Genomic DNA, 11782 nt, shown 5'->3' with positions numbered 1-11782 from the left:
CCGGGCTTTTTTCAATAGGGAAAAAGTGGTATAATTATCAGCAGTGATGAACAAGAGTGGTATGTAGAAAGGAGAATATAGGGAGTTTATGAGTATAAAAGACTTAAGTGCTTATGAATTACTAAAAGAAGAAGAGTTAAAAGGAATCAAGGCATATGGCTATCTGCTTCGGCATAAGAAGAGTGGAGCCAGAGTCCTTCTGATAGAGAATGATGATGATAATAAGGTGTTCAGTATTGGATTCCGTACGCCGCCAAAGGACAGCACGGGAGTTCCGCATATCATGGAACATTCTGTGTTGTGCGGTTCTAAGAATTTTCCTACGAAAGATCCTTTCGTGGAGTTGGTGAAAGGATCGTTGAATACGTTCCTGAATGCGATGACTTATCCGGATAAGACGGTTTACCCGGTGGCAAGCTGTAACGACAAGGATTTTCAGAATCTGATGCATGTGTATATGGATGCGGTGTTCTATCCGAATATCTACCAGCATGAGGAGATCTTTCGTCAGGAAGGATGGAGTTATCAGTTGGATTCTGTAGATGATAAGCTACAGTACAATGGTGTTGTGTATAATGAGATGAAGGGGGCGTTCTCTTCACCGGAAGGAGTGCTTGACCGGGTGGTGCTGAATACCTTGTTCTCGGATACTTCTTATGCCAATGAATCCGGCGGGGACCCGGAGGTGATTCCGGAACTGACATATGAGCAGTTCCTGGATTTCCACAGAACATATTATCATCCATCCAATAGTTATATCTATTTATATGGTGATATGGATATGGAGGAGAAATTGGACTGGCTTGATAAGGAGTATCTGAGAGATTTCGACCGCATTCAAGTAGATTCAGAGATTCAATATCAGAAGCCATTTGCACAAATCGTAGAAAAAGAGATTCCGTATTCGATAGCAAGCGATGAATCTGAAGAGGACAATACGTTCCTTTCTTATAACAAAGTTATCGGAACGAGCCTTGATCGGGAGTTGTATCTGGCATTCCAGATTCTGGATTATGCGCTTCTGTCTGCGCCGGGAGCGCCACTTAAGAAAGCGCTTACGAATGCCGGAATCGGAAAAGACATTATGGGATCTTATGATAATGGAATCTATCAGCCGATATTTTCTGTGATCTCTAAGAATGCCAATGTGGAGCAAAAAGAGGAGTTTGTGCAGGTCATTGAAGGTGTGTTAAAAGATGCTGTGAAGAATGGCATGGATCAGAAGGCTTTAGAGGCGGGAATTAATTATCATGAATTCCGTTACCGAGAGGCGGATTTTGGCAACTATCCGAAGGGGCTGATGTATGGCTTGCAGATGATGGACAGCTGGCTGTATGCGGATGATCAGCCGTTTATGCATATTGAGGCGCTGGCGACGTTCGAGTTTCTAAAAGAACAGATGGGAACCGGGTATTATGAAAGATTGATCCAGGAGTATCTTCTGGATAATACGCATGGTGCTATCGTTGTTGTGAAGCCGGAGAAGGGGCGTACGGCTCGTATGGACAGGGAATTAGACGAAAGGCTTCAGGCTTATAAGGCAAGTCTTAGTAAGGAGGAACAAGAGTTACTTGTGGCGCGTACGATTGCACTTACGGAGTATCAGTCTGCGCCTGATAAGGAAGAAGATGTGGAGCGGATTCCAATCTTGAAGCGTGAAGACATTTCCAGAAAGATTGAGCCGATTATTAATAAAGAGATGACGATTGGCGGTGTTCCGATGATCTTCCATGAGATTGAGACGAATGGGATTGGCTATGTGGATGTGCTGTTTGACTTGTCCGGTGTGACGGAAGAGATGCTGCCGTATGTGGGAATCCTGCAGTCTGTATTGGGGATTATTGATACGAATCATTATGAATATGGTGAATTATTCAATGAGATCAATATGCATACCGGAGGAATCGGAACGTCATTGGAATTATATTCTGATGTGACTCATGTACGGGAAAAAGCGTTCAAGGCAACATTTGAGATTAAGGCGAAGGCATTGTATGATAAGATGCCGATAGCCTTCGAGATGATGAGTGAGATACTGACACAATCGAAACTGGATGATACCAAGCGGTTAAGAGAGATCCTTGCTATGTTAAAATCCAGACTCTTGATGAAGTTCCAGTCTTCCGGGCATACGACGGCTGCACTTAGGGCGATGTCTTATGATTCCCCATCTGCGAAGTTAAAAGACATGACAAGCGGAATCGAGTTCTATGAGAAAGTTGCTTATATAGAAGAACATTTTGAGGAAGAGAAGGATACGCTTGTAGAGATGCTCAAGGCTTTGGCGCAGAGATTGTTCCGTGGAGATAATATGATGCTTAGTTATACGGCATCGAAAGATGGATTGAAAGATATGGAGTCCATGATTGAGGGTATGAAGAATGGGCTGTATAAGGGCGTAGTACAAGAGGCTGCCTGCGTGATCCATTGCGAGAAGAAGAATGAGGGATTCAAGACGGCGTCTAAGGTTCAGTATGTGGCAAGAACCGGAAACTTCATTGACAATGGCGCATCTTATTCCGGTGCTTTGCAGATATTAAAAGTAATCTTAAGTTATGAATATCTGTGGCAGAATATTCGCGTCAAAGGCGGTGCATATGGATGTATGAGCAATTTTAATCGAATTGGCGAGGGTTATCTGGTATCTTACCGTGATCCGCATCTGAAGCGTACGGTGGAGGTATACGAAGGCGTGGTGGATTATCTTAAGAACTTTACAGTAAGTGAAAGAGATATGACCAAGTATATTATCGGAACTATGAGTAATATTGATCAGCCGATGACACCGGCGGCGAAGGGGGACCGCTCTATGAATCTGTATATGAATAAAGTGACAGAAGAGATGATAGAGGAAGAGAGAAGAGAGATATTAGAAGCCGGACAGGATGATATCCGCCGGCTTGCGAGAGTGGTTGAGGCGATGCTTAAGGCAGAGCAGTTGTGTGTGATTGGAAGTGAAGAGAAGATAGAAGCGGATAAGGAACTGTTCGAAACTGTGACAAGTTTTTAACAGGGGACCCAAGTGAACAGGAGAGTGTATGAAAAAGGATTATAAATCAGGATTTGTAACATTAATCGGTCGACCAAACGTAGGGAAATCGACCTTGATGAATTATCTGATCGGTCAGAAGATTGCAATTACGTCGAATAAGCCTCAGACGACGAGAAATCGTATTCAGACGGTGCTGACGACAGAGGAAGGGCAGATTGTCTTTGTGGATACTCCAGGCATTCATAAAGCAAAGAATAAACTGGGAGAATATATGGTAAATGTGGCGGAGCGCACGCTAAATGAAGTGGATGTGGTTCTGTGGCTGGTGGAACCGACCACATTCATCGGTGCGGGAGAGCAGCATATCGCGAAGCAGCTTAAGAAGGTGAAGACACCAGTTATTCTTGTCATTAACAAGATTGACAGTGTGAAAAAAGAGGATGTCCTGCCGGCGATCGCAGCATATAAGGATATCTATGATTTTGCGGAGATTGTGCCAGTATCGGCAAGAAATGGGGATAATACGGAGGAATTATTGAAGGTAGTCATGAAATATCTTCCGTATGGTCCACAGTTTTATGATGAAGATACCGTTACCGATCAGCCGGAGCGTCAGATTGTTGCAGAACTGATCCGGGAGAAGGCGCTTCATTGCTTGCAGGATGAGATTCCACATGGAATCGCGGTTGCAATTGACAGTATGAAGATGAAGAATAAGGTGATGCATATAGATGCAACGATTATATGCGAACGAGATTCCCACAAGGGGATAATTATTGGAAAACAAGGAAATATGTTGAAAAAGATTGGCAGCACCGCACGGTATGAGATTGAAAAAATGCTGGATTGCCAGGTAAATCTGAAACTTTGGGTGAAAGTGAAGAAGGATTGGCGCGATAGTGAATTCCTGATGAAAAATTTTGGATATCGGGAAGAGGAATAAAGTTGGCTGTGAATGGGAGAACCTAACCTTATCATTTCATTGTGTGAAGAAGATGCAGACGGGAAGTTTACTGTAGCGTTTACGCATTTGCAGAATGATAATAACTGAGGATGAGGTGAATTCTATGGAGCAGGAATACTGGAACCGTTTTGTGGAAACGGGAAAGATTACAGATTATCTTAATTATAAGGGAATGGCAATCTGCAAACAGGTTATGGATTGCTACGAAGGAGACAGACACAGTGAATCAGATTACAGTGACAGGCATAGTGCTTGCAGCGACACCTGTTGGTGAATTTGATAGACGAATCGTAATTCTGACGAAAGAACGTGGAAAGATTGCGGCATTTGCAAGAGGTGCAAGAAGACCGCACAGTGCGCTGATGGGAGTGACAAGTCCATTTTCTTTTGGAGAATTTACTGTATATGAGGGGCGGACATCTTATACGCTGGTGTCGGCCTCTATTTCCAATTACTTTTCGGAATTGCGGATGGATGTGGAGGGCGCATACTACGGGTTCTATTTTATGGATCTGGCGAATTATTATGCAAGAGAAGCGAATAATGAGACGGCGCTTTTAAAACTTCTTTATCAGACGCTGCGAGCGCTGACGAATCCGAAGATTCCGGATAAACTGGTTCGCTACATATATGAGTTGAAATCCATTTGTATTAATGGAGAGGGACCGCAGGTGTTCGAGTGTGTGACATGCGGGGATAAAGATAGGGATAAGGTGTTCAGTGTAAGAAAAGGCGGTCTGGTGTGCGGAGAATGTGCATATCAGGTGAGGGACGGTGTTCGGCTTCTGCCGTCTACACTTTATACGATGCAGTATATCATTAGTTCTCCGGTGGAGAAACTGTATACATTCGTGGTGAAGGAAGAAGTGCTTGAGCAATTAGGGAAGGTTATGGGAGCATATATGGATACATATGTGGATAAACGTTTTAAATCACTGGAAATCCTGGAAACAATTGTGGAATAACACTTGAAAACCAAATGGGTAAACTGTATAATAATTTACAATTATGATTATAGAAGGTGAGGAAGAGGAAATGGTTGAAAAAACAATGGATAAGATCGTAGCATTGGCGAAGTCCAGAGGATTTGTATATCCGGGATCTGAGATCTACGGTGGTCTTGCGAATACATGGGATTATGGTAATCTTGGAGTAGAGTTAAAGAATAATGTAAAGAAAGCATGGTGGCAGAAGTTCGTACAGGAGAATCCATACAATGTCGGTGTTGACTGTGCGATTCTTATGAATCCGCAGACATGGATTGCCAGCGGTCATCTTGGCGGCTTCAGTGATCCGTTGATGGATTGTAAGGAATGTCATGAGCGTTTCCGTGCGGATAAGATGATTGAAGACTATGCACATGAGCATGGCATTGATATCGGAGATAACATTGACGGCTGGAGCCATGAGCAGATGGAAGCGTTTGTAAGAGAGCATGAAATTCCATGTCCGACATGCGGCAAACATAATTTTACAGAGATTCGTGAGTTTAACCTGATGTTCAAGACATTTCAGGGAGTAACGGAAGATGCTAAGAACACGGTATACTTAAGACCGGAGACGGCGCAGGGAATCTTCGTGAACTTTAAGAACGTACAGCGTACATCCAGGAAGAAGATTCCATTCGGTATCTGCCAGATCGGTAAGTCTTTTAGAAATGAGATCACACCTGGTAACTTTACCTTCCGTACCAGAGAGTTCGAGCAGATGGAATTAGAGTTCTTCTGTGAGCCTGGAACAGACCTGGAATGGCATGCATACTGGAAGAAGTATTGCCTTGACTGGTTAAAAGCACTTGGAATCAAAGACGAAGAGCTGCGTCCAAGAGATCATTCGCCGGAAGAATTATGCTTCTACAGCCGTGCAACGACAGACGTAGAATTTTTGTTCCCATTTGGCTGGGGCGAGTTGTGGGGAATTGCAGACAGAACAGATTATGACCTGACACAGCATCAGAATGTATCTAAGCAGGATATGTCGTACTTTGATGATGAGAAGAAGGAAAAATATGTTCCATATGTAATTGAGCCGTCACTTGGAGCAGACCGTATGGTACTGGCATTCCTGTGCAGTGCATATGATGAGGAGGAATTAGAAGGTGGAGACAAGAGAACCGTTCTTCGTTTCCATCCGGCACTGGCACCGGTTAAGATTGGAGTGCTTCCATTGTCTAAGAAACTGAATGAAGGCGCTGAGAAAGTATATACTCAGTTGTGCAAGAAATATAACTGCGAATATGATGAGCGTGGTAATATCGGTAAACGTTATCGCCGTCAGGATGAGATCGGAACACCGTTCTGTGTAACTTATGATTTTGATTCCGAGGAGGATGGAGCAGTAACGGTACGTGACCGTGATACCATGGAGCAGGAGAGAATCAAGATCGAAGATCTGGATACTTATTTTGCAAAGAAATTCGAGTGGTAGTATTTGGGGACGTAGTAAAAATGCATTTTACTACGTCCCCAAAAAGGTTATGGATGTAATCTTTTGTCTCTCATGTCAGCTGCGGCTGTAAAGAGAACGTCTGTAGAGGAGTTAAGCCCTGTCTCGCAAGAATCCTGAATCACACCGATGATGAAACCAACACCTACAACCTGCATAGCAATCTCGGATGGAATTCCGAATAAACTACATGCCATAGGAATAAGTAACAGAGAACCACCGGCAACACCAGAAGCGCCAGCCGCACTGAGCGCTGCAAGTACGCAAAGGATGAGGGCTGTTCCAAAGTCCACGCTGATTCCTACTGTATTAGCAGCAGATAATGCCATAACGGAGATTGTAATAGCGGCGCCTGCCATGTTAACTGTCGCTCCCAGAGGAATCGATACGGAATATGTATTCTCATCTAATCCGAGTTCTTCACAAAGTTCCATATTTACAGGGATATTGGCTGCGGAACTACGTGTAAAGAATGCAGTGATAAAACTTCTTGATAAACATTTGAATACGAGTGGGTATGGATTCTTTCTAATGCAGAGGAATACGATAATCGGATTCATAACGAGTGCTACGAATGCCATACTTCCCACTAATACAAGAATCAATCTTCCATAAGACAATAAAGCGCTAAGGCCTGCTGTGGAGATAACATTGAAAATAAGTCCCATAATACCAAATGGCGCACAGCTGATTACCCATTTAACAGCGGTAGAAATTGCCTCTGAAATGTCGTCAAGCATGGATTTGGTTGCCGGAGATGCCATTTTAAGCGCAATACCGAAAATACATGCCCATGCAAGGATACCGATATAATTCGCATTCACGATAGATGCCACTGGGTTAGCCACTACGTTAAGTAAAAGGTTCTTTAATACTTCACCTACACCGCTCGGAGGAGCCATATCTTCGCCGGCAGCTTCTGCCAGTGTCAAAGTTACTGGGAAAAGCTTACATGCAACTACGGATACAAGTGCAGAGAATAAGTTGCCAAGCAGGTAAAGTGCAACGATGAATCCCATATTCGTCTTCTGTCCTTCGCCCATGTGTGCGAGAGCACTCATTACAAGGAAGAATACCAGAAGCGGAGCGATCGCTTTCAATGCCCCAACAAATAGATCGCCTAAAAGGGAAATTACAGTTACCTGAGGAATTGTCAGTCCGAGAATAATACCGACGATAAGACCGCATATGATTCTCAATACAAGACTGATGCTGTTCCATTTTTTGATAGCGTTTTTCATACCATTTTTCGCAGATATGTGTGATGAATATCTGCCTCTCCTCTCTTTCTCTTTTAAAAGTTTGTTCCCCGATAATATTGATATATTGGTTTGGAAAACATATCAATACCAACAAGTAGCATTATAAAGAGTATAGAAGAGTTTGTAAATATAAATTGTGAAAGTTAACATAATAACAATCTTAAAATACAAAAAAAAAGACAAAATGTACAAAAGAATCTTTGGAAAGGCGTTGTACATAGCAGTCATGAATGTTATAATGACAACGACAATGATAATATCGTCTGGGGAGACGATGGAAATGGGAGGTATAAGAGCGTGAGCGAAAAGAATGATGGATTAATGTGGGCATTAGTAAAAGAGAAGCCGGAAGAAGGATTGTGGATGAAGAGAGTTCCGATTCCGGAAGTAGGTCCGAATGATGTAAAGATTAAGATTCATAAGACGGCTATCTGTGGGACGGATGTACATATCTATCAGTGGAATGACTGGGCGCAGCACACGATTCCAGTTGGTCTGACTGCAGGTCATGAATATGTTGGTGAAGTAGTTGAGGTCGGCGCAGGCGTACAGGGATTTAAAATTGGGGATCTGGTGTCTGGTGAGGGACACATTACCTGTGGAAAGTGCAGAAACTGTCTGGAAGGGCACAAAGAGAATTGTAAAGATGCAAAAGGTGTTGGCGTGAATCGCAATGGAGCATTTGCTGAGTATCTGGTAATTCCATCTTCGAATGTATGGCCATGTAATCCGAATATTCCGGAAGAGATGTATGCAATCTTTGATCCGTTTGGTAATGCAACTCATACGGCACTTTCTTATGATATGCTGGGAGAGGATGTCCTGATTGCAGGTGCGGGTCCAATTGGATGCATGGCAGCAGCAATCGCGAAGTTCTCAGGGGCAAGACATGTAGTGGTTACGGATATGAATCCATACCGTCTGGAACTGGCAGAAAAACTTGGGGCAACCAGAACAGTGAATCTGAAAGAAGAGAAACTTACAGATGTTATGAAAGCAATCGGTATGACGGAAGGATTCGATGTAGGTCTTGAGATGTCAGGATCACAGGTGGCGCTTCATGATATGATCCATAATATGAAGCATGGCGGCAACATTGCTTTGCTGGGACTTCAGAGAACAGATGCGAAGGTGGATCTGGAGACGGTGATCTTCAACGGGCTGAATATCCGTGGTATCTATGGAAGAAAAGTATGGGATACATGGTACAAGATGTCTACTATGCTGCAGGCTGGCTTAGATATTTCTCCAATCATTACACATCACTTCGATATCAAGGATTATGAGAAGGGCTTCGAGGCAATGATTTCCGGAATGTCAGGCAAGGTAATCCTTGACTGGGCACACATTAACGACTAGAAGTTTACAGGTAATAATAATTAAAAAAGAATATAAAGTTTAAGGAAGGACAGTGTAGAACAATGGCACGTAAAGACGATATTTTAAGCATTTATTCAAAAGAAGTAGAAGGCATCAAAGAAGCAGGGCTTTTCAAGGGCGAGGCTCCGTTCGTATCTCCACAGGGCGCAAGAGTGAAGATGGAAGATGGAAGAGAACTGCTTTGCATGTGTGCAAATAACTATCTGGGACTTGGAGATAATCCGCGTCTGATCGAAGCAGCAAAGAGAACTTATGATGAGAAGGGATATGGAGTTGCATCCGTACGTTTCATCTGCGGTACGCAGGATATTCATAAGAAACTGGAGAAGAAGATTTCTGATTTCCTCGGAACCGATGATACAATCCTATATTCTTCTTGTTTTGATGCAAATGGCGGTCTCTTTGAGACGATTCTTACGGCTGAGGATGCCGTAATCAGTGATGAACTGAACCATGCTTCTATCATCGATGGAGTGCGTCTGTGTAAGGCAAAACGTTTCCGTTATAAAAACAACAATATGGAAGATCTGGAAGCAAAGTTAAAAGAGGCTGATGAGGCTGGCGCAAGAGTAAAATTAATCGCTACAGACGGTGTATTCTCTATGGATGGAATCATCTGTAATTTAAAAGGCGTATGTGATCTTGCGGACAAATACAATGCACTCGTTATGGTAGATGACAGCCATGCAGTTGGATTCGTAGGAAAGACCGGACGTGGAACAGCAGAGCACTGCGGTGTTCAGGGACGTGTGGATATTATCACAGGAACATTAGGCAAGGCTCTTGGAGGAGCATCAGGCGGATATACATCCGGTCGTAAAGAGATCATTGATCTTCTGCGTCAGAGAAGCCGTCCGTATCTGTTCTCTAATTCTCTTGCTCCGGCAATTGCAGGTGCAAGCATTGAACTGTTCGATATGTTAGATGAGAGCACAGAACTGCGTGACCATCTGGAAGAAGTAACAGCTTATTATAGGAAAGAACTGGTAGATAACGGTTTCGATATTATTCCGGGAACCCATCCATGTGTACCGGTTATGCTGTATGATGAGAAGACGGCAGCAGAGTTCGCAAAACGTATGATGGATAAGGGTGTATATGTAGTTGCATTCTCTTATCCGGTAGTTCCGAAGGGAAAAGCAAGAATCCGTACACAGGTATGTGCAAGCCATACCAAAGAGGATATTGATTTCATTGTGAAATGCTTCAAAGAAGTAAGAGAAGAGATGAAATAAGCGATAGGATAAGGAGCGGGACGCAGGTTAAAACCTGCGTCCCGTAACTGATTCTGGGATTTTCATTCATAGATTTCAATAACACGTATAGATTTCAATAACACATTAGATTTCAGTAATGCATGCCTGCGGATACACCATATGCCCGGTAAACTGCAAACTACCGGAACTTCAAGTATTGTACACTGTAGGGTGCCAGTTCCAAATGTCCCTCCATCTTAACAGTCTCATCTGTCAGAAGATCAACAGCCTCTCCGTTAAGATCCTGATGCCATGCAGTATAGGGAGCATCTGATGCATTGATTGCGATGATTACGCGTTCTTTTTCTGAGCAGCGTTCGAATAACAGTTGATGATTCTGGATCACCACATTCTTATATGCACCATTACAGATTGCATCGCTGTTCTGGCGGATGCGGATTAATTTCTTAATGTATTCCGTAAGTTCATTCGATTTTGGCTCTTCAAAGCAAGGACGCAGCGCATAGTCATTATCCGGCGCCTTCTCGCCTAATTCTCCCCATTCGCTTCCGTAGTACAGACAAGGAATGCCCGGCATGCCAAGCATGAGTCCATATGCCAGTGGAATATGCTTCTTATTAGTCAGAATGCTGGCAAGTCTGGTTACATCATGATTGTCCACGAAAGTCATCAGATGCTTGCCGCGGTAGATGCACCAAGGATCAGAACCATACTGGCGATGCAGAGAATGAGCAATCTCAAATAAATTCATGGAGTTAAAACTGGAGTAGAGTCCTTTGTAACATTCGTAGTTGGTGCAGCTGTGAAGCATCTCATCATTCACGATTAAGTTATAATCTCCAAAAAGCACCTCGCCGATCAAAGCGAAATCTGGTTTCAATTCCTGTACATAAGAACGCAGACGTCTCATAAAATTATGATCCAGACTGTACGCAACGTCCAGGCGTAATCCGTCAATGTCGAAGGTGTCCACCCAAAACTTCACACATTCCAAGAGATAATCTACAACGACAGGATTCTGAAGGTTCAGTTTCACCAGTTCATAATGTCCTTCCCATCCCTCGTACCAGAAGCCGTCGTTATAGCAGCTATTGCCGTCAAAACTGATATGGAACCAGTCTTTATATGGAGAATCCCATCGTTTCTCCTGTACATCCTTGAATGCCCAGAAGCCGCGTCCTACATGATTGAATACGCCATCCAGCACAATCTTCACACCGTGGTCGTGAAGATCCTTGCATACTTCGGCAAAATCTTCATTCGTGCCAAGACGGCAGTCGAGCAGCTTGAAATCACGGGTATCATAGCCGTGATTGTCCGATTCGAAGATTGGATTCAGGAGGATGGAATCTACGCCCAGTTCTCCCAGATATTCAGACCAGTCCATTAATTTGCGGATTCTTGGAACACATACGCCGTCATTATGAACGGGAGCACCACAGAATCCGATTGGATATATTTGATAAAATACACTGTTATAAGCCCACATAAGTTGTCCTCTCTTTCTGTAATTCGTTTGGCT

Annotated in this window: 9 protein-coding genes; 7 read left to right on the top strand and 2 right to left on the bottom strand. The window is 43.4% G+C overall.

Annotated elements, in window-relative coordinates; all coding sequences use genetic code 11:
• The first annotated feature begins 88 nt into the window (after positions 1-88).
• The 5 genes from ACQRBN_RS06200 to ACQRBN_RS06180 all read left to right on the top strand — a co-directional run bounded on the left by ACQRBN_RS06200 (position 89) and on the right by ACQRBN_RS06180 (position 6383).
• Complete coding sequence (locus ACQRBN_RS06200; RefSeq protein ID WP_427738115.1) at positions 89-3010, top strand: insulinase family protein; 2922 nt, start codon at positions 89-91, stop codon at positions 3008-3010.
• A 28-nt stretch (positions 3011-3038) separates the two neighbouring features.
• Positions 3039-3935 (top strand): GTPase Era, encoded by an 897-nt coding sequence (gene era / locus ACQRBN_RS06195; RefSeq protein ID WP_427738114.1) that lies wholly within the window; start codon positions 3039-3041, stop codon positions 3933-3935.
• Between the two features lie 124 nt (positions 3936-4059).
• Entirely contained in the window at positions 4060-4230 is a 171-nt protein-coding gene (locus ACQRBN_RS06190; protein ID WP_427738113.1) for a hypothetical protein, read from the top strand.
• A complete protein-coding gene (gene recO / locus ACQRBN_RS06185) occupies positions 4178-4921 on the top strand; it encodes a DNA repair protein RecO (protein WP_427738112.1) in 744 nt (247 codons plus the stop codon). The genes ACQRBN_RS06190 and recO overlap by 53 nt, the downstream gene beginning before the upstream one ends.
• A 70-nt stretch (positions 4922-4991) precedes the next feature.
• The gene (locus tag ACQRBN_RS06180) at positions 4992-6383 is read left to right on the top strand and encodes a glycine--tRNA ligase (RefSeq protein WP_427738111.1); all 1392 of its coding nucleotides are present in this window, start codon (positions 4992-4994) and stop codon (positions 6381-6383) included.
• A gap of 47 nt (positions 6384-6430) precedes the next feature.
• On the opposite strand, the gene sstT is transcribed toward ACQRBN_RS06180, so the two are convergent.
• Positions 6431-7642 carry a serine/threonine transporter SstT gene (gene sstT / locus ACQRBN_RS06175; RefSeq protein WP_427738110.1) on the bottom strand — a complete coding sequence of 404 codons (1212 nt, stop codon included), beginning with the start codon at positions 7640-7642 and terminating at the stop codon, positions 6431-6433.
• Between the two features lie 342 nt (positions 7643-7984).
• Between sstT and tdh the strand changes: the two genes are divergently transcribed.
• Both tdh and ACQRBN_RS06165 read left to right on the top strand, forming a co-directional pair.
• The gene (gene tdh / locus ACQRBN_RS06170; protein ID WP_427738168.1) at positions 7985-9022 is read left to right on the top strand and encodes an L-threonine 3-dehydrogenase; all 1038 of its coding nucleotides are present in this window, start codon (positions 7985-7987) and stop codon (positions 9020-9022) included.
• Positions 9023-9084: 62 nt separating this feature from the next.
• A complete protein-coding gene (locus ACQRBN_RS06165) occupies positions 9085-10278 on the top strand; it encodes a glycine C-acetyltransferase (RefSeq protein ID WP_427738109.1) in 1194 nt (397 codons plus the stop codon).
• A 160-nt stretch (positions 10279-10438) separates the two neighbouring features.
• On the opposite strand, the gene ACQRBN_RS06160 is transcribed toward ACQRBN_RS06165, so the two are convergent.
• Positions 10439-11749 carry an alpha-amylase family glycosyl hydrolase gene (locus ACQRBN_RS06160; protein WP_427738108.1) on the bottom strand — a complete coding sequence of 437 codons (1311 nt, stop codon included), beginning with the start codon at positions 11747-11749 and terminating at the stop codon, positions 10439-10441.
• Positions 11750-11782: the final 33 nt, after the last annotated feature.

Source organism: Bariatricus sp. SGI.154 (assembly GCF_050313795.1).
In the GTDB taxonomy this organism is placed as follows: domain Bacteria; phylum Bacillota; class Clostridia; order Lachnospirales; family Lachnospiraceae; genus CAMBRQ01.
Note: the sequence above shows the minus strand (reverse complement) of the source record. Positions and strands in the feature narration are given on the sequence as shown.

Excerpts from the sequence above, each read along its gene's own strand:
- ACQRBN_RS06200 (WP_427738115.1), top strand. The coding sequence starts at position 89 with ATGAGTATAAAAGACTTAAGTGCTTATGAATTACTAAAAGAAGAAGAG.
- era (WP_427738114.1), top strand. The coding sequence starts at position 3,039 with ATGAAAAAGGATTATAAATCAGGATTTGTAACATTAATCGGTCGACCA.
- ACQRBN_RS06190 (WP_427738113.1), top strand. The coding sequence starts at position 4,060 with ATGGAGCAGGAATACTGGAACCGTTTTGTGGAAACGGGAAAGATTACA.
- ACQRBN_RS06180 (WP_427738111.1), top strand. The coding sequence starts at position 4,992 with ATGGTTGAAAAAACAATGGATAAGATCGTAGCATTGGCGAAGTCCAGA.
- sstT (WP_427738110.1), bottom strand. The coding sequence starts at position 7,642 with ATGAAAAACGCTATCAAAAAATGGAACAGCATCAGTCTTGTATTGAGA.
- tdh (WP_427738168.1), top strand. The coding sequence starts at position 7,985 with ATGTGGGCATTAGTAAAAGAGAAGCCGGAAGAAGGATTGTGGATGAAG.
- ACQRBN_RS06165 (WP_427738109.1), top strand. The coding sequence starts at position 9,085 with ATGGCACGTAAAGACGATATTTTAAGCATTTATTCAAAAGAAGTAGAA.
- ACQRBN_RS06160 (WP_427738108.1), bottom strand. The coding sequence starts at position 11,749 with ATGTGGGCTTATAACAGTGTATTTTATCAAATATATCCAATCGGATTC.